We start from the raw sequence: 23982 nt of genomic DNA on the forward strand, positions 1-23982 counted from the left end.
ACACCGCAAGTTAGACGTGCCTTCAAAAAAGAAAGGAATTCTTTCTTAAAATTCTATTCTTATTTAGATTTAATTAATATACAAACTTTATGACAATTATCATGCTTTAAGATCCTATTTGGGAATAGTTTTATCCGTATATTATAAGGTGAAAAGACATCTAACTATTTGTTTATTTCTAATTTAAGAAAAATAAATAGTGTACTCAGAGTATTATTAAAAATGAGAATAATGGTTGAATTTGCACCTTGTATTTAATCAATTTTTTTACGTTAAAAAAACTAAAACTGATTGATATCATTGCACGCAATAATAAATGAACCAATATTTACCGTAGTTAATTTATAATCAAATCTTACTATGAAACTCGTTAAACTTAGTACCCTCATTTTTTTCACATTACTTATTACAACTACTAATGCTCAATTAAAAATCGATGCCGAAGTACGACCACGATTCGAATACAGACATGGATTTAAAACACTGTTCCCAGATGATGCAGACCCCGCAGCATTTGTGTCCCAGCGCACACGATTAAATGCTGGATATAAAACAGAGAAACTAAATTTTTACGTAAGCCTTCAGGATGTAAGAGTATGGGGAGATGTGCCTCAACTCAATACAGCAGATAAAAATGGTTTTAGTGTTCAACAGGCCTGGGGAGAAATTCTTTTTAACCCCAACATTTCATTAAAATTGGGTCGCCAGGAAATTTCATATGATGATCAACGTATTTTTGGAAATGTCGGTTGGGCACAGCAAGCAAGAAGCCACGATGCTGCTCTTATAAGATACAACAAAGATAGTTTTAAGTTTGATCTGGGTTTTGCATTTAATCAGGGAGAAGAATCCTTAACAGAAACTACACTTACGACACCAAATACATATAAAAGTATCCAATACGCCTGGCTACACAAAGATTGGGAGAATTTTTCGGGAAGTTTCCTTTTTCTTAACAATGGATTACAGTATACAGATGATACCAATTCTGATAATAATGAAACCAGATATAGCCAAACTGTAGGAACTCATTTAAAATATAAAACAGGAAAACTTGGTTTTACATCTAATCTTTATTATCAATTTGGAAATGATCTGGGTGATAATGACTTAAGTGCATATTTATTAGGCCTAGAGGCAGATTATAAATTATCAGAACAATGGAAAATATTACTTGGAGGAGAACTACAAAGTGGGAATGATAATGGAGCACCTGCTAATGGAGATAACGAAGCATTTACTCCTTTTTATGGTACCAATCACAAGTTTAATGGATTAATGGATTATTTCTATGTAGGAAACCATATCGGGAACGTAGGACTAATCGACTTGTATCTAAAAGCTAATGTAAAATTTAATCAAAAATCTACATTAAATGTGGCTGCTCACAATTTTATGGCCGCCGCAGATTTACCAGGAGATGAATCTAAACAACTGGGTACAGAAATAGATCTGGTTTATTCCTATAATTTACAAAAGAATGTAAACATCAAAGCTGGATATTCTCACCTCTTTGCTTCAGACGGAATGGAGGTACTGAAAAATAATTTTGATGGGAATACCAATAATTGGGGATGGATCATGGTGACAATTAAACCAACTCTATTTACAACCAACAAATAATAAAATTATGCCAATTAAGAGTTATTTAGCCCATCCACAAAAAGGAGAAAAAAATGAGCTTATCAATGCACTATCTTCAATAGAGCAATGTGAAGTCATGCCAGCCAATAATAAGGATGTACTCATCTTAATTACAGAGACTGAAAATGAAACTGAAGAAGCAATTCTAAAAGAAAAACTGGATACTATAGAAAGTCTAAAATTATTGGCTATGGTTTCTGGATTTAATACACCACAAAACAATTAGTATTATGTATACCTCTCTCACAAATAGAAGAAAATTCATAAAAAAGATGGCTATGTTGTCTGCCATGACCGCTGCAGCAACTATGTTTCCGGGAATCTTATTTGCAGACGAACAGGAAAAAGGATTGCCAAGCGGTGATATCGATTGGACAAAAGCTCCATGTAGATTTTGTGGTGTAGGATGCGGAGTGCTTATAGGAACCCAAAACGGAAAAGCTGTTGCCGTAAAAGGAGACCCTAAGAGTAGTGTTAATAAAGGATTACTTTGTGTAAAAGGATACCATCAAATCATGTGTATTCAATCAAAAGATAGGCTAACTCATGCATTGGTAAAGAAAAATGGTCAATATGTTAAAACTCCAATCAATGAAGCTTTAGACATTGTTGCCAACAAAATGAAAGACACTATTCAAAAACATGGTAAAGATAGTGTCGCGATGTATACTTCTGGTCAATCTACAATTCCTGAAGGATATGTTGCTTCAAAATTAATGAAAGGTGCAATTGGTACAAATAACTTAGATTGTAATGCCCGTTTATGTATGGCAAGTGCTGTAGCTGGTTTTTTAACCACTTTTGGTGCTGATGAACCTATGGGCTGTTATGACGATATCGACCATGCCGACTATTTTATTACATGGGGTAATAATATGGCAGAAATGCATCCCGTATTATTCTCCAGAATGCTCGAACAAAAAAATAGAAGAGGTGCTAAGATTATTGATTTTGCAACACGTACAACACGTTCTAGTACTGCATCTGATAGATCTATATTATTTGAACCTCAAACAGATTTGGCCGTTGCCAATGCAATTTGTTATGAAATTATCAAAAATGGATGGGTAAACAAGTCTTTTGTAGAAAAACATTGCAATTTTAGCAAAGGACTAACCAATATGGGATATGGCCTCGAAGATAAATACAAATTTAAAGACAAGCCGCAAAAAATAGATTTTGAAGCTTATAAAAAATTCTTAAACGATTATACTCCAGAAAAAGTAGCTAAGTACTCAAAAGTATCTGCAAAAGATATTAAGTATTTAGCCGCTATATACGGAGATCCAAATAAAAAGGTGGTTTCTTATTGGTGTATGGGAATGAATCAACACACCAGAGGAACGTGGATGAACAACTTAGTCTATAACATCCATTTACTTACCGGAAAAATTTCACAACCGGGAAATGGACCATTTTCACTAACAGGGCAACCATCTGCTTGTGGTACGGCAAGAGAAGTAGGTACTTTTACGCATAAGTTACCCAAAGGAGTCGTGATGAACGAAAAACATAGACGTCTGGCTGCAAAAATATGGAAAGTACCTTATGAACGTATCCCTGCTAAACCAACGTATCATGCCACAGAAATGTTTAGAGCAATTGATCGTGGAGATATTAAATTTATTTGGACACAAGTAACTAACCCGTTGGTTTCGATGCCAAAAACAAGCAGGTATAGACCGGGTATGGAGCAAGACTCCTGTTTTGTTGTAGTTTCTGATGTTTTTCCTACACCAACATCTGATGTTGCAGATGTTATTTTACCAGCATCATGGCATATAGAAAAAAGTGGATTGTACGGAAACTCTGAACGAAGAACACAACATTGGGATAAAATGGTAGATGGCCCAGGAGAAACCACTCCTGATGCATGGATGACCATTGAAGTTGCAAAACGAATGGGATATGGTGATTTATTTCCATATAGTGAAGAAAACCATGTTGAAGAAATTTATAATGAATACCGGCAGTTTCATGAAGGAGCAAAACACGGGATGGCACCTTTAGAAGTTCTGAAAAAAGAATCTGGTGTAATATGGCCATATGTAAACGGAAAATCTACACAATGGCGTTTCAATGCAAAATATGATCCGGCTTGTTCTAATGGCGAAGATTTTCATTTTTATGGAAAACCAGACGGAAAAGCAGTCATATGGCAACGCCCATATGAACCGGCTCCAGAAGAACCCGATAATGAATATCCTTTTTGGCTAAATACCGGAAGAGTTGTTGAACATTGGCATACGGGCTCTATGACCCGTAGAATCCCTGTTTTACATAAAGCGATGCCAAGTGCCTATGTAGAGTTTCATCCCGAAGACGCAAAAGCATTAGGAATTAGAGATGGCGAAAATATAAAAGTAACATCTCGTAGAGGTTCATGCATATTACCTGCATCCATAAATAAAAGAGGGTTGCCTACCAAAGGCCAGGTCTTTGTGCCTTTCTTTGACGAAAACATGTTAATTAACGACGTTACTTTGGATGCTTTTTGCCCAATTTCTAAAGAACCTGATTATAAAAAATGTGCTGTTAAAGTTGAAAAAGCATAGGCTATGAAAAAGAGACTCGGAATCATATCACTTTTTTTAGTATTGTTCATAGCCTTTATCACTATTTGGAATTATAGTTATCAAGAAGGTTTGGAAGAAAGTTATATCCCTATTGAGGAAAGCTCAACCGAAACATTTATTCCTTTAGAGAGTGGTGTGTTCAAACGTTCTGGATTGGCATTAGAGTATGCAAATATGCCTGTTGATGAAGAACATCAAAGATCACTTGATACTTATTATGATAACAGGGCATATCCTGGGGCACCACCCAGTATCCCACACCCTGTTAAGGAAGAAATGAGTTTAGGGGCAAATACCTGTTTGCAATGTCATGAAAACGGAGGTTTCGTTACCAAATTTAATGCGTATGCACCAGTTACACCTCATCCAGAAATGGTTAATTGCAGGCAATGCCATGTAGTACAAAACACTAAAACTCTCTTTACCGAAAATGGTTTTGCAAAGGCTCATGCTCCAAAAGTTGGGATAAATAATGCTTTACCCGGGAGTCCGCCAATGATACCGCATCAAATACAAATGAGAGAAAATTGTTTGTCTTGTCATGCCGGACCCGCAGCTCCAAAAGAGATCAGAGTATCTCATCCAGAGCGTACAAATTGTAGGCAATGTCATGTTCCTAAAGAAAAAACGGTAACAGATATTGAAGTTTTCACAAGAGCTAATAGTATTGAAAATGAATAGATATAATAACATACATATTCTGATATATACTTTCCTTACCGTTATATTATTTTCTTGTAAACACGGAGAAGGTGAATACCATAATATTACAGATAAAATAGAAGCCAAGAGCAAAAATTATCACGGCACCTCTATTTCCTCAGAACAGTATTTAGAAGGTATAAAGACAATCAAAATCACAGAAGGAGAGCACACATTTTTGATTCCTGAACGTAAAAGCGAAATCAAATCATATGCCTGTACCGAATGTCATACCAAACCATTAGAAGAATTAAAAAGTGAAAACCCTTCAAAAAAAGCACACTGGGATATCAAGCTGGCTCATGCAGACCTAAATACTATGAATTGTATTACTTGTCATAATGGTAATGATATGGATAACTTAACCAGTTTAACAGGCAAAGACATTGATTTTAATAGAAGCTATACATTATGTAGTCAATGCCACAATAAACAGTTTAAAGATTGGAAAGGTGGTGCACATGGCAAAAAACTAGGAGGATGGGCTCCTCCCAGAGCATCAATGACCTGTGTAAATTGCCATAACCCACACAAGCCTGGTTTTGAGACCAGGTGGCCTGCCGGGTATAATACTCAAAAAGTAAAAGAACGAGAATAGTTTAGTTATCACACTTTTATGTAATATCTCTTAACAATTTAACAATGAGCGACAATACTAAAAAATGGTTTTCTCTAAACCTAAATAGCAAAAAGAAACAAAATACAGGTTCTTGCGGTTGTGGAAAAACATCTGGTGGATGCGGCTCTCATACTAAAGATCAAATTAGTGATAAAGAATTTGATGCTGCGGTAGATGCAGCTATTGGCGACGAACGCAAAAAAGATGGTTTTGACCAGGTTTTTGATGTACAAATGGATCGCCGAACTGCTTTTAGGAAATTGACCGCTAGTTTAGTCATCGGAGCTGGAGCAGTAAGCACATCTTGTAATCTGACTTCTGGAGAAGAAACCAAAGAAAAAGCACAAATCGATTGGGAAGAACAGTTTAAAGGCAACTACAAATTAATGACCGATGAGGAGAAAAAAGCCACTGTGGATCGATTAGTACGTTCCTACCAGTTACGAAAAGGGAAAAATATAAGTATGTCTTCTAAAAATGCAGAGAAAGATGTGCTTTTTGGATATGCTTTTAATATCTCTAAGTGTCAAGGATATATGGATTGTGTAAGTGCCTGCGTTGAAGAAAATAATCAGGATCGAAATTCGCAGATGGAATATATTCGAATTCATGAAATGAAAGATGGAAAAGGCCTTAAGTTTGATGAAGCCGATGACAATTATTACCATGAAGTCCCCGCAGAAGGTCATTTTTATATGGGAACACAATGTTTTCATTGTGACAATCCCCCTTGTGTAGAAGTTTGCCCTGTGCAAGCTACATGGCGTGAAGAAGATGGATTAGTAGTCGTAGATTATGACTGGTGCGTTGGCTGTAGGTATTGTATGGCTGCTTGCCCATACGACGGCCGACGATTTAATTGGAGTACTCCCGAAGTTCCTGAAAATGAAATTAACAAAAATCAACATTACTTAGGGAATCGTATGCGTAAAAAAGGGGTAATGGAAAAATGTACTTTCTGTGTACAGCGTTCACGAGCTGGTAAAAATCCTGCTTGTGTAGAAGCTTGCCCAACAGGGGCACGAATTTTTGGAAATTTATTAGACCCCGACAGCACAATACGATGGGTTCTCAATAATAAAAAAGTATTTAGACTAAAAGAAGATCTTGGGACAGAACCTAAGTTCTGGTATTTTATGGATTAACAAAATTGCGTGAGGGATTGAAACGGCATCCTTTTCTGTTACTCTGATTTTGTCGAAGAATAAGAAGTAACAGAAAAGATATAGTGGAAAGCCCGACCCTGTGGGCACGCCAAAAAAACAACACATGAAACGACTTAAAGTTTTTGGAAGCTTAGTTAAAGATAGCTTAGATACTACCACTCAAGGCTCAAAAAAATACCACATCTGGATGGCATTTTTGACCTTTATTATGCTCATTGGGATGTATTGTTATTCTTTACAAATAGAACACGGCCTAAGCGTCACAGGGATGACCGACAGAGTAAGCTGGGGACTGTATATTTCTAATTTTACATTTCTGGTTGGTGTTGCTGCAGCTGCAGTAATGCTCGTTATGCCAACTTATGTATTAAAAGATATTGATTTTAAACAAGCTGTGCTTATTGGCGAAGGGCTGGCCGTTGCAGCATTGATTATGTGCTTAGCCTTTGTTGTAGCCGATATGGGTGGGCCATCTGTATTGTGGCATATGATACCGGGAATCGGAGTCTTTAATTTTCCAGCTTCGATGTTAACCTGGGATGTTATTGTACTTAACGGATATCTATTTTTAAATATCTCTATTCCGTTTTATATTTTGTTCAGACGCTATCAGGGAAAAGTACCTAATCCAAAAATCTATGTCCCGGGAGCGATATTATCTGTATTTTGGGCAGTAGGTATTCATTTGGTAACTGCTTTTTTATATCAGGGATTACAAGCTCGTCCTTTCTGGAATAACGCATTATTAGGGCCTCGATTTCTGGCATCTGCCTTTGCTGCAGGGCCTGCCTTGATTATCCTTGTTCTAGCCATCATAAGAACATTTACAGAATTTAAAATAGAAGATAAAACGATCAAAAAAATTGGTATGATCGTTACTGTAGCAGCCCAAATCAACCTGATCATGTTAGTGTCTGAATTGTTTAAAGAATTTTACGCCCCTACACATCATAGTGAAAGTGCATACTATCTATTCTTTGGTTTACATGGTAAAACTGCATTATTACCTTGGATATGGACAGCGATTCCTCTAAACGTTTTAGCAACTGTGTTACTAACTTTTGGTAAGCTGCGTAACAATTTAAAGGTGTTATATTTCTGCTGTTTTATTCTTTTTATAGCCATCTGGATAGAAAAAGGATTCGGCTTGATCGTTCCTGGTTTTATTCCCGGGCCTTATGGAAAAATTTCGGAATATACTCCTACGGGAATAGAAATTGGAGTAACTCTTGGCATTTGGGCTTTAGGAGCTTTTATTTTTACCATACTTGCGAAAACTGCTATCAAGATAGAAACAGGAAAATTACAATTTAGAAAAAAATAAAGAAGGCCGAATTTTTAATAAAATTCGGCCTTTTAGTATCTAATAACTCGTAGCTTAATGTGCGTAGCGCTTAACTCCGGTGAACAAAGTATCTTCATAATTATAAAGCTTTGGTACACAATCCAAAAACATATTTTGTTTTTGAGTTGCTGTTTTTAGTTGTTTTCTGATATTTCGTAAAGTTCTCATGATGGTTAGTTTTTGATCCCAAGTTATTGGGATAGATTGATAAATATTTGTTATCTATATCGCCTTTTCGAATTCCAGGTATATCCGATAGGAGCGTTTAATTTTCTTGTAATTCTGTTACTGTCTATAGTTCTCATGATTTTTGTTTTTTTGATTGATGTATAAATTGTTGATTTTCTAATAGGTGTTAAAATTATCTGTATCGTCTTTTCGAATTCCAGGTGTATCCAATTGGTGCATTTAATTTTCTTGTGATTCTATTACTGTCTATAGTTCTCATAATTTCCGTTTTTTGATTGATGTATAAATTGTTGATTTTTTAATAGTTGTACTTAAAACTATCTATAACGTCTTTTTGAATTCCAAACATAACCTTTGGTTGCCGTTAATTTTTTAGTGATTTGATTGTTGTCTAAAGTTCTCATAATTTCTGTTTTTATAATTGATATATACCTACTAGACGTCGATAAATCATTTTCGTTACAGTACTATGTATAAAAAGGTACTATTTTAACAATTATTAACATTATATGTGTATAAAAGCTGTACAAAACCGGATATTCTTATTAAGAACGGTCTTAAATAATAAAACCTGATAAATGTCATTTTTTTAGAAGGTGTTCGCCCATACTTTTGGCTTATAATCAAAAGTAAGTATGGGTGTAATCTATATACTCTTAACGATTAGTATTATCGTTGCCATCGTCTTTTTTATTAGCTTCATAATATCGGTCAGAAATGGTCAGTATGATGATGTCTATACTCCTTCTGTTAGGATGCTTTTTGATGATGAACTTATAAAGGAAAGTAAAGAAAAATCTTCGGAATCCACTAAAACTAAACAATCTTAATATGGAAATGGAACAATTCTATTACGATAATAAAATCGTAAAAAAATTCTTATATGCCACTCTATTCTGGGGTATTGTTGGGATGTCTGTAGGCTTACTACTGGCGTTTCTATTTTTATTCCCAAATCTAACAGACGGAATCTCATGGTTAAGCTTTGGGAGATTAAGACCATTACATACCAATGCTGTTATTTTTGCATTTGTTGGTAATGCTATTTTTGCAGGAGTATACTACTCTACTCAACGTTTGCTAAAGACCCGTATGTTTAATGACACGCTTAGTAATGTTAACTTCTGGGCATGGCAATTGATTATCGTTGGTGCGGCTATTACACTTCCGTTAGGGTATACCACTTCAAAAGAATATGCTGAGTTAGAATGGCCTTTTGATATTGCCATAGCTGTTGTTTGGGTAGCCTTTGGATGGAATCTTATAGGAACCATTTTAAAAAGAAGACAACGCCATATGTATGTTGCTATATGGTTTTACCTGGCCACTTTTGTTACGGTTGCTGTTCTTCATATTTTTAATAGTCTTGAGTTACCTGTTAGTGCTTTAAAAAGTTATTCGGTATATGCAGGTGTTCAGGATGCACTGGTACAGTGGTGGTATGGTCATAATGCAGTTGCATTCTTTCTTACTACTCCTTTCTTAGGATTAATGTACTATTTCATTCCAAAAGCGGCTAATAGACCTGTATATTCCTATCGATTGTCTATTGTTCACTTTTGGTCTTTAATATTTATCTATATCTGGGCGGGACCTCATCACCTTTTATATTCATCTTTACCCGATTGGGCACAGAATCTTGGTGTAGCATTTTCTGTTATGCTAATTGCTCCATCCTGGGGAGGTATGATTAATGGATTACTAACATTAAGAGGTGCCTGGGACAAAGTACGTACCGATCCTGTATTAAAATTTATGGTAGTTGCCATTACTGGTTATGGTATGGCTACTTTTGAAGGACCAATGTTATCTCTAAAAAACGTAAACGCCATTGCGCATTTTAGTGATTGGATTATTGCACACGTGCATGTTGGTGCTTTAGCCTGGAATGGATTTTTAACCTTTGGGATGGCGTATTGGTTAATTCCAAGATTATTCAAAACCAAATTGTGGTCAACGGGGTTGGCTAATGCTCATTTCTGGATTGGTACTCTGGGGATCATCATGTATGCATTACCAATGTATGTTGCCGGATTCGTACAAGCTTCTATGTGGAAACAATTTAATCCAGACGGAACGCTTACTTATGGTAATTTCTTAGAAACTGTAAATGAAATTATCCCAATGTATTGGATGCGTGCCATAGGTGGAAGTTTATTCATCTTCGGAATGTTTATCATGTTATACAACGTTATTAAAACTATAAAAAGTGGTAGTGCTGTGACAGATGAGCTTGCAGAAGCTGCTCCACTTACCAAAGTAACTAAACACAGAACCGCTAAAGAAGGATATCACACCTGGTTAGAGAGAAGACCTGTAAAACTAACCATTTTTGCTACTATAGCCATCTTAATTGGAGGTATCGTACAAATAGTTCCTACTTTAATGGTAGAATCTAATATCCCTACGATTACTAGTGTAAAGCCATACACTCCTCTTGAGTTAGAAGGAAGAGATATTTATATTAGAGAAAGTTGTGTATCCTGTCATTCACAAATGATTAGACCTTTCCGTAGTGAAGTAGAACGATATGGTGAATACTCTAAAGCTGGCGAATATGTCTATGATCATCCTTTCTTATGGGGAAGTAAACGTACCGGACCTGATTTAATGAGGATTGGAGGGAAATATTCGGACAACTGGCACTTAAATCATTTTTATGATCCGCAAACAACCTCATCGGGATCTATTATGCCAAGCTATAAATGGCTGATCAAAAACAAACTTGATCGTTCTCAAACAGAAGATAAAATGAATGCTATGGTGACTTTGGGTGTTCCTTATACTCCAGAAGAAATCGCCAGAGCACAACAATGGATGGACGAACAAGCAACTACAATAGAGAAAAATTTGTATACCGATCCTGATTTTGTAAAAACCTATGAAGCCGATAAAAAATATGCACAAGAAAACGGGTTGGATTTTATCGAGATGCGTGATAGAGAAGTTGTAGCCTTGATTGCTTATATCCAAAGGTTAGGAACCGATATAAAAGTTAAAAATAAAGAAACCGTAGTTCAAACTAAAGAATAAACGCCATGCTAAAATTTATAAAAGGCCACATGGAAAGTATAGAAGGTATTGAAATCTATCCAATGATTTCGCTACTTATCTTTTTCATCTTCTTTGCCGCATTATTCTGGTGGGTTTTCACCGCAAAAAAAGAGCATATAAAAGAAGTAAGCCAAATTCCATTAGAAACTGAAAACGAAAACGTGTTATGAGAAGTACTGCATCCTATATAAGAATTATTGCTTTTCTATTCTTAGCATACCTATTAATAGAAATAACAGTAGAATCAGGAGAACAATCTGCATTTATAGCACAACCTCTCACCTGGTTAGTATTAGGTATGGTTTTATTGTTTATTGTAGCAATAGAAATTAGTTTAGAAGCATTAAGAAGTATCCTCTTTCGTTCTTTAAAACCTGATGCGCAAGAACGCTACATTCTGGCCGAAAAAGCTAAAAAGGAAAAACAATTTAAATGGATTAAAAGTATCTATTTAAAACTCCTGGATAGTAAACCTGTTGAAAAAGAAGAAGAAATTATTCTGGATCACAATTATGATGGGATTAAAGAACTTGATAATAATCTTCCACCATGGTGGGTATACGGCTTTTATGCTACTATTATATTTGGTATCGTCTATTTGGTACGCTTTCATGTATACAATGATTATACCCAGGCAGAAGAATATGAAACCGAAGTAGCCGAAGCTAAAATTGCTATTGAAAAATACAAAAAAACGGCTAAAGATCTAGTAGATGTAAATACAGTTACATTACTAACAGATGCTTCTGATATTAGTGCCGGAAAAGCAGTGTATACTACCAATTGTGTTGCTTGTCATAAGGCAGATGGTGGCGGAGGTATCGGACCTAATCTTACCGATGAGTATTGGATTCTGGGAGGTGGAATTAAAAATGTATTTAGAACAATTTCTGAAGGAGGAAGAGATGGAAAAGGAATGGTTGCCTGGAAACAAACTCTTAAGCCTGTTGAAATGGCACAAGTAGCGAGTTATATCATTACATTAGGAGGTACAACTCCAGCCGAACCAAAAGAACCTCAGGGAGAAATTTGGACTGATCCCGATGCCCAGAAATAAAAAATAGAAGGAAAAATTTCTGAAACCGCTTTGGATTTGATAAACATAGCGATCAATATATAAAATTAAAAACCATTGGAAACACCCGAAAACGAGAAATTTAGAGATTCTATCGGTACCATAAACGAAGAAGGTAAACGTGCCTGGGTGTATCCTAAAAAACCCAGTGGTAAGTATTACAATTATCGTAAGTGGGTAAGTTATGGCTTATTAATATTTCTATTTGCTGCTCCTTTTATCAAAATTAACGGTAATCAGTTTTTATTATTTAATGTCCTCGAACGTCGTTTTAATATTTTTGGAGCACCATTTTGGCCACAGGATTTTCATTTATTTGTCATCTCTATGCTAATAGGGGTCATATTTATTACCCTTTTTACAGTAGCTTTTGGTAGATTATTTTGCGGCTGGGTTTGCCCCCAAACTATCTTTATGGAAATGGTTTTTCGCAGGATAGAATACTGGATCGAAGGTGATCGCGGAAAACAAATTCGCCTGAACAAACAACCCTGGAATGCAGAAAAGATTCGAAAACGTACTCTTAAATGGATTATATTTTTTATCATTTCGTTCTTAATTGCTAATATATTTTTAGCCTATTTAATCGGGAGCGATGTATTGTTAGGATACATCATTGATGGACCACTACAACACATAAGTACCTTAATCTCCTTACTTATATTTACCGCCGTTTTCTATTTTGTATTCGCATGGTTTAGAGAACAGGTTTGTATTATTGCTTGTCCTTATGGGCGGTTACAGGGAGTACTACTTGATTCTAAATCAATTGTAGTGGCATATGACTATAAACGTGGAGAAAAAGAAGCAGGGAGAGCTAAGTTTAAGAAAAATGAAGATCGTATTTCTACCGGAAAAGGAGATTGTATTGATTGTTTTCAGTGTGTACATGTTTGTCCAACAGGAATCGATATTCGTAACGGCACACAACTAGAATGTGTAAACTGTACTGCCTGTATTGATGCCTGTGATCATATGATGGAAAAAGTAAACCTTCCGAAAGGATTAATACGATATGCCAGTGAAGATAACATTGCCAAAAAAGCCAAATTTAAATTCACCCCAAGATTAAAAGGATATAGTGCTGTTCTCATAATTTTAACTGGTGTTTTACTGGGAATGTCATTTCTAAGAAACGACGTAGAAGCAAACATCTTACGACTACCAGGACAATTATACGAGAGAAAAGAGAATAACATCATTAGTAACGTATACACCTATAAATTGGTTAATAAAACTACAACAGAAATTGAAGATGTTCGTTTCGAATTGATGTCTCATAAAGGAAAAATAGAGCTGGTAACTCACAAAAATTTTAGTGTTCCTAAACAAGGAATTGCCGAAGGTACTTTATTTATTGAAATTAATGGTGCAGCACTAAAAGGTGATAGTGACCGATTAAAAATCGGAGTATATAGTAATGATAAATTAATTGAAACAACAACTACCGCATTTTTAGGACCTAGAAGTTATAGATAATAAAAAATATAAATTACAGTGGATTGTAGCCTTTGCCCGAATGACAAGTGTATTTTGATATTTTGTTCCTTTTCATCATTCTGGCATGGGCCCAACCCATAACCGAACTAAAGAAAAATATTATGAAAATAAACTGGGGAACCGCCATTGTATTAGTATTTATAGGGTTTATCTCTTTTATCCTATATTTTGTTGTGAAAATGAATACCAATACAAATTATGAGCATGATTTGGTAACAGAAGATTATTACAAACAAGAACTCGCTTTTCAGAATGAAATCAATGCTGAAAAAAACTCAAAAGCCCTACGAAAAGACATTATAGTAAAAAAAACAGCCAAAGGTCTGGTAATTTCATTTCCGGAAGACAAAAACTACAGTGATATTTCTGGAACCATATCCTTATATAGGCCATCGAATAAGAAGCTAGATTTCGAAATTCCTATTTCACTCTCTGCTTCAGAATTAATAATTGAAGATAAAAATCTATTAGAAGGACGTTGGAATATCACCATCGATTGGAAATACGATAACATTTCATATTTGTATAAAAAATCACTTACATATTAAAAAATGCTTATCTCTGCATTCATACTAGGCTTATTGGGTAGTTTTCACTGTGTAGGAATGTGTGGCCCCATTGCCTTTATGTTGCCGGTAAATAAATCTAATACTATTCAAAAATTCTTTCAGGTATTTCTATATCATTTTGGGCGATTATTGTCGTATAGTATCATTGGATTATTCTTCGGAATTATAGGAAAGAGTTTAAATATTTTCGGGTTACAACAAAAATTATCTATTGCAGTTGGCGTTTTGATGATCATAATTGTAATGATCCCTTATCAAACTTTTTCTAAATACAATTTCTCGAAACCGATCTATAAAATCATCTCCAGAGTCAAAAATGCTCTAGGCTTAGCCTTAAAAAAGAAAACACCAGATACTTTTCTTTCTATTGGCTTCTTAAATGGTTTCTTGCCTTGCGGCTTAGTTTATATGGCTGTTTTTGGAGCTATTGCCTCTGGTCATATCCTTAAAGGTAGTTTATATATGACTTTTTTTGGATTAGGAACCATCCCTTTAATGACAATGGCTGTATATGCCGGGAATTTTTTAACCCGAAAAGCCCGACAACATGTTCAAAAAGTTATTCCGGTGTTTGTAGTCATAATTGGATTATTATTTATCATACGTGGCCTTGGATTAGGGATTCCATACCTTTCTCCCAAGCCTGCAACCGAAATAGTTTCTGCAAATTTTGAGTGCCATTAACTACTTATTTTAATAGATTATATTTTAATTATAACAGAACATAAAACCTGTGTTTTATAACACAATGACCTTAACAGAATACTCTTCTCTACTTGCCCCAGTATATATTGTAACCTTTGTTACTGAAACAAAGAATGAAAAACGTTAATTTTATAAGTTAAAACAACACGTATTTACCTAATGAAAAGATGAAACTTCATTAAAAAAGTGGTACTCAATTTATGGTAACAATTATTCGGAATACTATATTGTTTTTGGCACTTTGATACATCGGCATTAAAACTATTCATTATCTGTGTAGTGAAGTTATTGTAATGATTTACTTTTTGAACCAGATGAGAGAACAAAAAAATAATTATGGAAAAATATGTAAATGCATTCGTCGACTCTTTTATAGGTAATGTACAATGGACCTGGAAATCAATACTATTTGAGGTTCCCTGGTACATGAATTATTTCTGGGGTCTTATTATTATATCACTTGTAGTATGGGGATTGGAAATTGTTTTTCCGTGGAGAAAAAATCAATCCATTTTTAGAAAAGACTTTTGGCTGGATGGTTTTTACATGTTTTTTAATTTTTTCCTTTTTGCTATTGCTATAAGTGGTTTTTATAAGCTACTTGAAGTGATTTTTACAGACATTGGGATTTCTGCAAAAACATTAACTTTAATTGATATTTCCAGCCTTTCTACAGGCGTACAACTTTTATTGTTTTTTATTGTACTCGACTTTGTACAATGGTTTACTCATATTTTACTTCATAAGTATCCTTTTCTATGGAAATTTCATAAAATACATCACTCTGTTAAAGAAATGGGATTTGCAGCCCATCTAAGATATCACTGGATGGAAAACATCTTTTATAAACCTCTTAAAACTATTGGTGTAATGGTTTTAGGCGGCTTCGAACCAGAGCAGGCTTACATTGTACATTTTCTGGCCATTACAATAGGTCATTTTAATCATTCGAATATAAAAATCACCTGGGGACCGTTTAAATACATTCTCAATAATCCTGTCATGCATTTATATCATCATTCTTATGCACTACCTAAAAATTCTTATGGGGTCAATTTTGGGATTAGTCTAAGTCTTTGGGATTATATCTTTAAGACCAATTATATTCCCGAGGATAGCGGGACAGTAGCATTAGGATTTCCTGGGGATGAAAAAATCCCAAAAAGTTTCATTGGTCAAATCATTTATGGCTTTAGAACATCAAAACAGAAAAAAGAATAGTTTGTCAAATTTTTAAGATAAGTCCGCTATCTCAACAAGGCACCTCTCGTAAAATTAAACTCCACAATGTGAATTAAACAGTCATCGAGAACAACATCGTCTCTGGTATTTTACGTTGTAATCTAAGGTCAAAAGCCATACAAATATTACGAACAAAAGGTCTACCTTTTTCTGTGACACTTATATGTGAATCATTAATTGTCAATAATTGATCTGCTTCTAATTCTTTTAAGTTCTGTAAGACCTCTGGTAATTCTTTAAAATACATATGATCATCTTCCCATTTGGTATAAAAATGGCACATCAAATTAAGAATATGCTTTCGTATGATCTGATCTTCTATAGTTAAAATATGCCCTCGATAAACAGGAATAATACCTTCTCTTACCAAATGTTGATATTCTTCTACTCCTTTTACATTTTGGGCAAAACCATACCAACTATCGCTAATTGCAGATACTCCCAAACCAATCATTGCATGTGTTTTGGAGGCAGTATATCCCATAAAATTACGATGTAGAGTTTGATTTTCCATAGATTGGTATAACGAGTCATTTTTTAATGCAAAATGATCCATCCCGATTTCTACATAACCTACTTCAGAGAGTAGCTTTTTTCCTACTTCATATTGTTTTCGTTTTTGCTCTCCTGTTGGGAGATCTGATTCGTTAAAACCACGTTGCCCATTACCTTTTTGCCATGGCACATGTGCATAACTGTAAAATGCCAACCGATCGGGTAGTAATTCTTTAGTCTTTAAGATCGTATGAACGACCGCTTCCTGAGTTTGAAAAGGTAACCCAAAAATGATATCATGTCCTACCGAAGTAAAACCAATTTCTCTGGCGGTCTCTGTCACATATTTTACATTCTCAAAAGGTTGAATTCTATGAATTGCTCTCTGTACCGTTTCATTATAATCCTGAACTCCAAAACTTACTCTTCTAAAACCAACATCATACAACGCCTGCAAATGTTCTCGAGTAGTATTATTAGGGTGTCCTTCAAAACTTAATTCACAATCTTTTGCTTGTTCTACTCCCGAGAAAATCCCATTAATTAAGTACTGCAAATTATCTGGTGAAAAAAACGTAGGTGTGCCTCCTCCCAAATGTAACTCTTTAATTTTGGGCTTAGTCTCAAAAATATTAAGGTATAATTGCCATTCTTTTAAGACCGTATTTATATAAGGTTCTTCTACATCATGTCGTTTTGTAATACGTTTATTACAGCCACAAAAAGTGCACATACTTTCACAAAATGGCAGGTGAATATATAAACTTATCCCTTCTTCTTCATTACTTTCTACAAATGACCGTTGTATAGATGATGTCCATTTTTTTAATGAAAAAGTATTGATATCCCAATACGGAACGGTAGGATAACTTGTATATCGAGGTCCCGGAATATTATATTTGTGAATTAAATTAGTGCACATTTTTTTTGTTTTTAGAACTGTTCTTAGTTTTCAACATGGTTGGTTTCAACCTAATTGGTCATACAACCCAACTATTTCTTCTTTTCTCATTTATAAGTCACTCATGCAATACCAAAAAAGGAATATTGATGTGATAACTTATTTTTTCGACTGTAGGGTGAAATAAAATACGTTGGAAGAAATTAAGGTTTTTGGCAATCATAGTAATCATATCGATATCCCTGCTTTCAACAAAACATTGTATAGCTTCTTCGATATTGGGATTAGACAGGAAATGAAAACTATGTTCTATAGTATCAATAGAGTCATCTAAAAAATCTTTATTCTTTTTTTGTCGATCGGTTAATTCTTGTTCTTTTTTAGCAACATGCAAAACCCGTAAAGCAGCTTCATTTAATGTAAGAGTATCCATAATCGTATTTAATACTCTACTTTTATATAACATATTATAATCTGTAGGAAATGCTATTTCTCTAGGCTTAGTATACCTGGCTTTTTCGGGTATTACCAAAACCGGGCATTTTACTTTTGTAATTACATCTCCTGTATTACTACCTATAGTTTTTTCTTTAATCCCCGAAGCTCCTTTGGTTCCCATAACAATAAAATCAATATTCTTTTCCTTGACCTGTTTTCTAATCGCATCTACAAAAAAGATATATTCATTAATGGTAAAAAAGCTATGTTTTGTATTTAAAGGTAATTTCTCTATTCTCTTAAGCAATGATTGCATTTGCCCTGTATCGCTTTGGGTGCTTTTTTCTAAGACTGTTTTTTTTGAACCATAAAAAGAATCTCCTCCTATCATTTCTTCAAAGGGAGAGACATGTAACAAATAAAAATTACATTTCACCCTTTTAAAAAATGACAATGCGTATGTAATAGCATTCCACGAATTTTCAGAAAAATCTGTAGGGATCAGGATGTTCTTCATTTTTAATACTTTCTAATACAACAAATGTATTAGGATGTACTCATGAAAAATATGATAAAAATCAGTTTGGGTACTTTTGTATTTTTATTCTACTAACTGAAGACCAGGTAAATCCAAAATTTTTATGTTACGCCCTTCAATCTCAATCAATCCATCTTTTTTAAAACTGGATAGTGTTCGTATCAAACTTTCTGTTGCAATTCCGGCAACACTAGCCAAATCATTTCTGGATATTTTTATGTTATCCTTAGGTTTTTTATTCAATACATCGGCAAATTGAAGTATGGTTTGAGCTGTTTTTTTGCGTACCGAACTATAAGCCATTTGTAATAGCTGTTCTTTAATTTCGGAAAGATTATCGGTAAGTAACTCCATCAACTCAAGAGAAATATTCTTACTTTTTTCAAGAATCTCTTTCAAATTATTTTTTGATATTCCTGCTAATTCTGAGTCTTCGACTGCTGTTGCCGATTCTAGATAGGGTGTATTATCTATAAACGACGTGAATCCCAGGAAATCATCGGTTTTGTATAAAGTGGTGATTAGTTCTTTACCATTCTCATCCATTTTATGACTTTTAACAACCCCTTTTAGGATTAGGTATATATTATTAGAATGCTCTCCTTCTTCATAGATGACCTCTCCTTTTTTAAATTTAGAAATCTCACCATGATCATCAAAAAAATTCTTAAGCTCATGTAAATTTCTAAGTACACTATCGTCAGAAGTATTTGTAGTAGTAGGAAGTTCTTGATCTTTAACAACTTTAGAGAGTATTGCCGCTTTTGCAAGACGACTTTCGATTGCACTTAATAGTTCTTCCTCTTCAAAAGGTTTGGTTAGATAATCATCGGCTCCCAAATCCATTCCTTTTCGAATCTCTTTATGCTCTGTCTTTGCAGATAGAAATATAAAAGGAATATGATTGGTTGCTATATCATAGGATAGTGCCTCAAGTACTCCATATCCATCAACCTCTGGCATCATAATATCACAAACAATAATATCTGGCTTTTCTTCTTTTGCTTTAGCAATACCTACTTTTCCGTTTGGAGATGTGATTACTTTATAATCTGAAAGCTCCAATAGTTCTGCAGTATTTTCTCTAAGTGCCGTATCATCTTCGATTAAAAGAATAGTTTTCATGACTCGTGGGTATTGGTTGTAGGTATAGTAACTGTAAAGGTAGATCCTTGATTTTCCTTACTTGTAAAAGTAATACTCCCACCCAGGTTTTCCAAATGGGTTTTCACAATATTTAATCCAATACCAGTTCCTTGATCTAACAAGGCGTTTTCTGCTCTAAAATATCGTTTAAAAATGAAGTCCTGTTCTTTTTTAGGAATACCAATACCATGGTCGATAATCTTAAATGTAAGGATATTATCTTCGAAACACACCTGTAAATCAATTACTGTATGTTCTCCAGAATATTTGATTGCATTATTAATTAGATTTGTAAGTACAAGTTCTAAAATCTTTTCATCAAATTCTATAACATAATCATCAATATCCTTAGGGTAATTTATTCTCTGTCCGTCTTTTAGTAACATATTAGCATCATATACCACTTCGTTAACCACTTTACTAAGTGGGAACTGACTATACTTATAAGTTACTTTTCCTGTTTCGAGTCGTTCAATAGATAAGAAATCATTAAGGATATTATCCAGATATTTTACTTTGTTTTTTATAGTATCGAGATGTTTTTCTCGCTTTTCTTGTTGTTCTGTTTTGGTATATTTACCCGTAAGTGTGGCCGAAGTAAGAATACCACTTAATGGTGTTTTAAACTCATGTGAAACGAGCGAAAGGAATTTTGTTTTTAGCTCACTTAAATCTCTTTCCTTTTTTAAAGATTCTTTAGTTTGAGCTTCGGCTTCCATACGAAGTTTTACTTCTTCTTTTAATTCTTGTATGGTCTGGTGTAGTTCTTCTGTACGTTCTTCTATTTTTTGCTCTAGCTTAGCGTTTAAATCTTGTATTTGCTGTTCTTGTTCTTTTCGAAGTGTAATATCGATCACAAGAGCCATTACATAATTGTTACCATAAATTGCAAATGGATTTAAACCTGCTTCTACCGGAAACTCAGAACCATCTTTTCGTATCCCAAAAAGATCTCGTCCTGCTCCCATATGTCGTTTTTCACTATGCTCTACAAAACCATCAAAATGTTTTTTGTGGCCATGATGGTATTTTTTTGGTATCAACGTATTAAGGTGTTTTCCTACTAACTCATCGGTATCATAACCAAAAATAGTATTAGCAGATCCATTAGTCGCCACTATTGTCTGTTTTTCGTTCACCACAATGATACCTTCTGAAATGGCCTCAGAAAGTAATTTGAAAATGTTATTATCTTTTTCGAAAACTTTCATGTTTCAAAAGTAATCATTTTGATTTGTTACCAGAACTGATTTATATCATAAAAAATATGAACTGATCTGATTACATTTATATTCATTAACCGATAATTTTTATGATATGAATACTGCTCAGAACACAGGGATTACATTTTATCAAAACCTTGGCAAGCTATTTTATGCTATTGCTGCGTCAGATAAAATAGTTCGTAAATCAGAATACGATTCTTTACGTAAAATTGTAAAAACAGAATGGTTAAATGTAGATGATATTGAAGATGAGTTTGGTGTCGATGCTTCTTTTCAAATCGAGATTGTTTTTGACTGGCTTGATTATGAAGAATTGAGCGCAGAAGAGTGTTTCATTCAATTTGAAACTTTTTATAAAGAACACAAATCTCGTTTTACACAAAGATTAAAGCAATTGATCTGGACTACAGCTAATGCTATAGCTGGTGCATTTTCTGGTAAAAACAAATCCGAATTAATGATGCTCGGGCGATTGAAATTAATTTTTGAAAAACAATAATTAATTTTTGGTTAGCATATGGAGTTTATTGATTACTATAAAATATTAGGGGTTTCAAAAACTGCTTCGGATAGTGACATTAAAAAGGCATATAGGAAATTGGCTAGAAAATATCATCCTGATTTAAACCCTAATGATAAAGAGGCAGAAAGGAAATTCAAAGAAATTAATGAAGCCAATGAAGTTTTAAGCAATTCTGAAAACCGAAAAAAATACGATCAATACGGTAAAGACTGGAAACATGCTGAGGAGTTTGAAAAAGCTAAACAATCACAGCATCAGTATAAAAATACCGGGCAACAGCATTACAGAAATTATTCTGATAGTGATTTCTCTGATTTTTTTGAATCTATGTTTGGAGGCTCCAGAAGAAGTACTGCATATGGCAGAACCCGATACAGAGGAGAAGATTACAATGCAGAGTTACATCTTAATTTAATCGATGTTTATAAAACACACAAAAGAACATTAACGGTTAACAAAAAAAATATTCGAATCACAATTCCCGCAGGAGTTGAAAACGGGCAAACCATAAAAATCAAAAACCATGGAGGTCCCGGAATCCAAGGTGGACCTAATGGTGACCTGTATATCACTTTTGTTATCGAAAACAAAACTCCTTTTAAACGCAATAAAAGTGACCTTTACCTACATGTTGACATTGATCTATATACAGCAGTATTAGGAGGTGAAATTATGATTGAAACTCTTGACGGAAAAGTAAAACTAAATGTAAAACCCGAAACTCAGAATGGCACCAAAATAAAGCTAAAAGGAAAAGGGTTTCCTGTATATAAAAAAGAAGGACAATTTGGGGATCTCTTTGTTACATATACTATCAAAATTCCAAAAAACCTGTCTGAGCAACAAAAAGAATTATTTAGAACATTATCCAAGCTTTAAATGTATTATAATGACTAAAGGACATCTTATACCAGTATTAGAATTCTGCACACGCCACGAGATAGAATTCTCTTTCATAAACTCATTACATGAGTTTGGATTAATTGAAATTACTACAATTCGGCAAACTGCATTTTTAAACTCTGAAGAATTACCCAGACTCGAACAAATTATACTATTCAATAAAGAATTAGAAATTAACCTCGAAGGTGTCGAAGTCATTATGCGTTTGTTAGAACGAGTTCATCAAATTCAAAATGAAATGAATATACTTAAAAACAAATTAGGACTATATGAAAATTAGCTTTTATAGCAGTTCAAAAATTTAATCTGTATAGATCAACTTTTAAAAAAGTGGGGTATTACAGGTTTTTTAATTACACACTACATAACAAAAGGTGGGTTTCATTAGAAGCTCACCTTTTTATTCATTAACCAAGCTGATCAATATCATATTTTTTGATGGTTCGCTATCTTACTTTTATAGAAACTAAAAACTTTTGTATGAAAACTCTTATCACTTGTTTCGTTTTTTTAAGTTTAGTCGCTTGTAAAAAACAAACTCCTATTCAGAAACCATCAGAACAAAAAGAAACTGAACAACAACATACAGAACAAAAAGCAGAAGATACCGTATCTGTTTTCTCTGAAGAAAGCCTCGAGCTAGATCAGGAAAAAACAAAAGCAATAAAAAGAGAACGATTAATCACTGCCAAAGATGATAAAACTCAATTACAAGAGTTAGTAGTTTCTAAAAGCTTCTTAAAAGAAGAAGATCTTTATGTTTTAGATTACCAATACCCATACCTAAATGAGAAAATTGATCCCTTATACTCGGTATTTAATGATTTTATTTCGGAAAACTATCTGAATATTGAAAAAACTGAAAATCAAATCCTTGAAGACAAAGAGTTACTTTGTGATACCTTAAAAATTAATAGGTTTAGAGATAAGAGGGTAATTGATTATAAAATTTATAGTGTAAAAAATGATCGTATTAGTGTTGTACTTTACAAAGAGAATTATTATTCTGGGATGCTATATTCTACCTACCTCTTTGATTGTATAAACTTTGACCTTAAGAAACATAATTTCATTTATTTTGATGATTTCTTTGAAACTGGTACAGAAGAAGAAGTATTTACAACTATTAATACAATTATAAAGGACGGTATTAGTTCTGGCGAATTGTATTATGACTGTTGGGAACTGTCAAAAGGAGATTTTAAAGCTTATAAAAACAATTTTGTTGTAAATGATGATACCGTAGAATTTTATTTTGATGATTGTGTTATTTGTCCTTCCTATACAGGAACGTATTCTATAGAAATTCCTATTAAAAACATAATGCATCTTATCAAAAAATATAATGACCGTCCTATAGTAAGTTAATTTCTTTAATTAAAAAATTTCTCGGCTCATTATTATAACTTAGCAATTAAAAGAGAAT

At 34.0% G+C, this 23982-nt stretch carries 24 protein-coding genes; 19 read left to right on the forward strand and 5 right to left on the reverse strand.

Annotation, left to right across the window (positions count from 1 at the left end; genetic code table 11):
• Positions 1 to 360 precede the first annotated feature (360 nt).
• The 7 genes from ATO12_RS04550 (at position 361) to dsrP (ending at position 8031) form a co-directional block, all read left to right on the forward strand.
• Positions 361 to 1623 (forward strand): alginate export family protein, encoded by a 1263-nt coding sequence (locus ATO12_RS04550; protein ID WP_034239510.1) that lies wholly within the window; start codon positions 361 to 363, stop codon positions 1621 to 1623.
• Between the two features lie 7 nt (positions 1624 to 1630).
• The gene (locus ATO12_RS04555) at positions 1631 to 1870 is read left to right on the forward strand and encodes a hypothetical protein (protein WP_025664352.1); all 240 of its coding nucleotides are present in this window, start codon (positions 1631 to 1633) and stop codon (positions 1868 to 1870) included.
• Positions 1871 to 1874: 4 nt separating this feature from the next.
• Positions 1875 to 4199, forward strand: coding sequence for a molybdopterin-dependent oxidoreductase (locus ATO12_RS04560; protein ID WP_034239513.1), 2325 nt, complete (start codon positions 1875 to 1877; stop codon positions 4197 to 4199).
• 3 nt (positions 4200 to 4202) lie between these two features.
• Entirely contained in the window at positions 4203 to 4901 is a 699-nt protein-coding gene (locus ATO12_RS04565; RefSeq protein WP_034239515.1) for a nitrate reductase cytochrome c-type subunit, read from the forward strand.
• On the forward strand, positions 4894 to 5520 hold the full coding sequence (locus tag ATO12_RS04570; RefSeq protein ID WP_034239517.1) for a cytochrome c3 family protein: 627 nt from the start codon (positions 4894 to 4896) through the stop codon (positions 5518 to 5520). Before ATO12_RS04565 ends, ATO12_RS04570 begins: the two co-directional genes overlap by 8 nt.
• A 44-nt stretch (positions 5521 to 5564) precedes the next feature.
• On the forward strand, positions 5565 to 6686 hold the full coding sequence (locus ATO12_RS04575) for a 4Fe-4S dicluster domain-containing protein (RefSeq protein ID WP_025664356.1): 1122 nt from the start codon (positions 5565 to 5567) through the stop codon (positions 6684 to 6686).
• A 124-nt stretch (positions 6687 to 6810) separates the two neighbouring features.
• Entirely contained in the window at positions 6811 to 8031 is a 1221-nt protein-coding gene (gene dsrP / locus ATO12_RS04580; RefSeq protein WP_034239519.1) for a sulfate reduction electron transfer complex DsrMKJOP subunit DsrP, read from the forward strand.
• A 54-nt stretch (positions 8032 to 8085) separates the two neighbouring features.
• Here dsrP and ATO12_RS26580 read toward each other — a convergent pair whose 3' ends face one another.
• On the reverse strand, positions 8086 to 8220 hold the full coding sequence (locus ATO12_RS26580) for a hypothetical protein (RefSeq protein ID WP_255409737.1): 135 nt from the start codon (positions 8218 to 8220) through the stop codon (positions 8086 to 8088).
• A gap of 656 nt (positions 8221 to 8876) precedes the next feature.
• Between ATO12_RS26580 and ccoS the strand changes: the two genes are divergently transcribed.
• The 8 genes from ccoS to ATO12_RS04620 all read left to right on the forward strand — a co-directional run bounded on the left by ccoS (position 8877) and on the right by ATO12_RS04620 (position 16365).
• Entirely contained in the window at positions 8877 to 9071 is a 195-nt protein-coding gene (ccoS, locus tag ATO12_RS04585; RefSeq protein WP_024768150.1) for a cbb3-type cytochrome oxidase assembly protein CcoS, read from the forward strand.
• 1 nt (position 9072) lies between these two features.
• The gene (gene ccoN / locus ATO12_RS04590; RefSeq protein WP_034239522.1) at positions 9073 to 11274 is read left to right on the forward strand and encodes a cytochrome-c oxidase, cbb3-type subunit I; all 2202 of its coding nucleotides are present in this window, start codon (positions 9073 to 9075) and stop codon (positions 11272 to 11274) included.
• A 5-nt stretch (positions 11275 to 11279) separates the two neighbouring features.
• On the forward strand, positions 11280 to 11465 hold the full coding sequence (locus ATO12_RS04595) for a CcoQ/FixQ family Cbb3-type cytochrome c oxidase assembly chaperone (RefSeq protein WP_024768152.1): 186 nt from the start codon (positions 11280 to 11282) through the stop codon (positions 11463 to 11465).
• Positions 11462 to 12352 (forward strand): cbb3-type cytochrome c oxidase N-terminal domain-containing protein, encoded by an 891-nt coding sequence (locus ATO12_RS04600; RefSeq protein WP_034239524.1) that lies wholly within the window; start codon positions 11462 to 11464, stop codon positions 12350 to 12352. The genes ATO12_RS04595 and ATO12_RS04600 overlap by 4 nt, the downstream gene beginning before the upstream one ends.
• A 75-nt stretch (positions 12353 to 12427) precedes the next feature.
• Positions 12428 to 13849, forward strand: a complete 1422-nt coding sequence (gene ccoG / locus ATO12_RS04605) for a cytochrome c oxidase accessory protein CcoG (RefSeq protein ID WP_034239525.1) — start codon at positions 12428 to 12430, stop codon at positions 13847 to 13849.
• A 122-nt stretch (positions 13850 to 13971) separates the two neighbouring features.
• Complete coding sequence (locus tag ATO12_RS04610; RefSeq protein WP_034240398.1) at positions 13972 to 14418, forward strand: FixH family protein; 447 nt, start codon at positions 13972 to 13974, stop codon at positions 14416 to 14418.
• A gap of 3 nt (positions 14419 to 14421) precedes the next feature.
• Positions 14422 to 15123 (forward strand): sulfite exporter TauE/SafE family protein, encoded by a 702-nt coding sequence (locus ATO12_RS04615; RefSeq protein WP_034239527.1) that lies wholly within the window; start codon positions 14422 to 14424, stop codon positions 15121 to 15123.
• Between the two features lie 357 nt (positions 15124 to 15480).
• Positions 15481 to 16365 carry a sterol desaturase family protein gene (locus ATO12_RS04620; protein ID WP_034239529.1) on the forward strand — a complete coding sequence of 295 codons (885 nt, stop codon included), beginning with the start codon at positions 15481 to 15483 and terminating at the stop codon, positions 16363 to 16365.
• Between the two features lie 73 nt (positions 16366 to 16438).
• On the opposite strand, the gene hemN is transcribed toward ATO12_RS04620, so the two are convergent.
• The 4 genes from hemN to ATO12_RS04640 all read right to left on the reverse strand — a co-directional run bounded on the left by hemN (position 16439) and on the right by ATO12_RS04640 (position 21115).
• A complete protein-coding gene (gene hemN / locus ATO12_RS04625) occupies positions 16439 to 17803 on the reverse strand; it encodes an oxygen-independent coproporphyrinogen III oxidase (protein WP_034239530.1) in 1365 nt (454 codons plus the stop codon).
• Between the two features lie 97 nt (positions 17804 to 17900).
• Entirely contained in the window at positions 17901 to 18737 is an 837-nt protein-coding gene (locus ATO12_RS04630; protein ID WP_034239533.1) for a universal stress protein, read from the reverse strand.
• Positions 18738 to 18821: 84 nt separating this feature from the next.
• Positions 18822 to 19883, reverse strand: coding sequence for a response regulator (locus ATO12_RS04635; protein WP_034239535.1), 1062 nt, complete (start codon positions 19881 to 19883; stop codon positions 18822 to 18824).
• Positions 19880 to 21115 carry a PAS domain-containing sensor histidine kinase gene (locus tag ATO12_RS04640; RefSeq protein ID WP_034239537.1) on the reverse strand — a complete coding sequence of 412 codons (1236 nt, stop codon included), beginning with the start codon at positions 21113 to 21115 and terminating at the stop codon, positions 19880 to 19882. The genes ATO12_RS04635 and ATO12_RS04640 overlap by 4 nt, the downstream gene beginning before the upstream one ends.
• 106 nt (positions 21116 to 21221) lie before the next feature.
• Between ATO12_RS04640 and ATO12_RS04645 the strand changes: the two genes are divergently transcribed.
• The 4 genes from ATO12_RS04645 to ATO12_RS04660 all read left to right on the forward strand — a co-directional run bounded on the left by ATO12_RS04645 (position 21222) and on the right by ATO12_RS04660 (position 23924).
• A complete protein-coding gene (locus ATO12_RS04645) occupies positions 21222 to 21629 on the forward strand; it encodes a hypothetical protein (protein WP_034239539.1) in 408 nt (135 codons plus the stop codon).
• Positions 21630 to 21647: 18 nt separating this feature from the next.
• Complete coding sequence (locus ATO12_RS04650) at positions 21648 to 22532, forward strand: DnaJ C-terminal domain-containing protein (protein ID WP_034239541.1); 885 nt, start codon at positions 21648 to 21650, stop codon at positions 22530 to 22532.
• 10 nt (positions 22533 to 22542) lie between these two features.
• Complete coding sequence (locus ATO12_RS04655; protein WP_034239544.1) at positions 22543 to 22836, forward strand: chaperone modulator CbpM; 294 nt, start codon at positions 22543 to 22545, stop codon at positions 22834 to 22836.
• A 200-nt stretch (positions 22837 to 23036) separates the two neighbouring features.
• Positions 23037 to 23924, forward strand: a complete 888-nt coding sequence (locus ATO12_RS04660; protein ID WP_034239546.1) for an RsiV family protein — start codon at positions 23037 to 23039, stop codon at positions 23922 to 23924.
• Positions 23925 to 23982: the final 58 nt, after the last annotated feature.

The sequence above is a fragment of the Aquimarina atlantica genome, assembly GCF_000626715.1.
Classification (GTDB): Bacteria; Bacteroidota; Bacteroidia; order Flavobacteriales; family Flavobacteriaceae; genus Aquimarina; species Aquimarina atlantica.

Coding starts and splice junctions, on each gene's coding strand:
- ATO12_RS04595 (WP_024768152.1), top strand. CDS start 11,280: ATGCTAAAATTTATAAAAGGCCACATGGAAAGTATAGAAGGTATTGAA.
- ATO12_RS04630 (WP_034239533.1), bottom strand. CDS start 18,737: ATGAAGAACATCCTGATCCCTACAGATTTTTCTGAAAATTCGTGGAAT.
- ATO12_RS04555 (WP_025664352.1), top strand. CDS start 1,631: ATGCCAATTAAGAGTTATTTAGCCCATCCACAAAAAGGAGAAAAAAAT.
- ATO12_RS04635 (WP_034239535.1), bottom strand. CDS start 19,883: ATGAAAACTATTCTTTTAATCGAAGATGATACGGCACTTAGAGAAAAT.
- ATO12_RS04655 (WP_034239544.1), top strand. CDS start 22,543: ATGACTAAAGGACATCTTATACCAGTATTAGAATTCTGCACACGCCAC.
- ATO12_RS04600 (WP_034239524.1), top strand. CDS start 11,462: ATGAGAAGTACTGCATCCTATATAAGAATTATTGCTTTTCTATTCTTA.
- ATO12_RS04550 (WP_034239510.1), top strand. CDS start 361: ATGAAACTCGTTAAACTTAGTACCCTCATTTTTTTCACATTACTTATT.
- ATO12_RS04645 (WP_034239539.1), top strand. CDS start 21,222: ATGAATACTGCTCAGAACACAGGGATTACATTTTATCAAAACCTTGGC.
- ATO12_RS04660 (WP_034239546.1), top strand. CDS start 23,037: ATGAAAACTCTTATCACTTGTTTCGTTTTTTTAAGTTTAGTCGCTTGT.
- ATO12_RS04640 (WP_034239537.1), bottom strand. CDS start 21,115: ATGAAAGTTTTCGAAAAAGATAATAACATTTTCAAATTACTTTCTGAG.
- ATO12_RS26580 (WP_255409737.1), bottom strand. CDS start 8,220: ATGAGAACTTTACGAAATATCAGAAAACAACTAAAAACAGCAACTCAA.
- ccoN (WP_034239522.1), top strand. CDS start 9,073: ATGGAAATGGAACAATTCTATTACGATAATAAAATCGTAAAAAAATTC.
- ccoS (WP_024768150.1), top strand. CDS start 8,877: ATGGGTGTAATCTATATACTCTTAACGATTAGTATTATCGTTGCCATC.
- hemN (WP_034239530.1), bottom strand. CDS start 17,803: ATGTGCACTAATTTAATTCACAAATATAATATTCCGGGACCTCGATAT.
- ATO12_RS04620 (WP_034239529.1), top strand. CDS start 15,481: ATGGAAAAATATGTAAATGCATTCGTCGACTCTTTTATAGGTAATGTA.
- ATO12_RS04560 (WP_034239513.1), top strand. CDS start 1,875: ATGTATACCTCTCTCACAAATAGAAGAAAATTCATAAAAAAGATGGCT.
- ATO12_RS04615 (WP_034239527.1), top strand. CDS start 14,422: ATGCTTATCTCTGCATTCATACTAGGCTTATTGGGTAGTTTTCACTGT.
- ATO12_RS04570 (WP_034239517.1), top strand. CDS start 4,894: ATGAATAGATATAATAACATACATATTCTGATATATACTTTCCTTACC.
- ATO12_RS04650 (WP_034239541.1), top strand. CDS start 21,648: ATGGAGTTTATTGATTACTATAAAATATTAGGGGTTTCAAAAACTGCT.
- ATO12_RS04610 (WP_034240398.1), top strand. CDS start 13,972: ATGAAAATAAACTGGGGAACCGCCATTGTATTAGTATTTATAGGGTTT.
- dsrP (WP_034239519.1), top strand. CDS start 6,811: ATGAAACGACTTAAAGTTTTTGGAAGCTTAGTTAAAGATAGCTTAGAT.
- ATO12_RS04575 (WP_025664356.1), top strand. CDS start 5,565: ATGAGCGACAATACTAAAAAATGGTTTTCTCTAAACCTAAATAGCAAA.
- ATO12_RS04565 (WP_034239515.1), top strand. CDS start 4,203: ATGAAAAAGAGACTCGGAATCATATCACTTTTTTTAGTATTGTTCATA.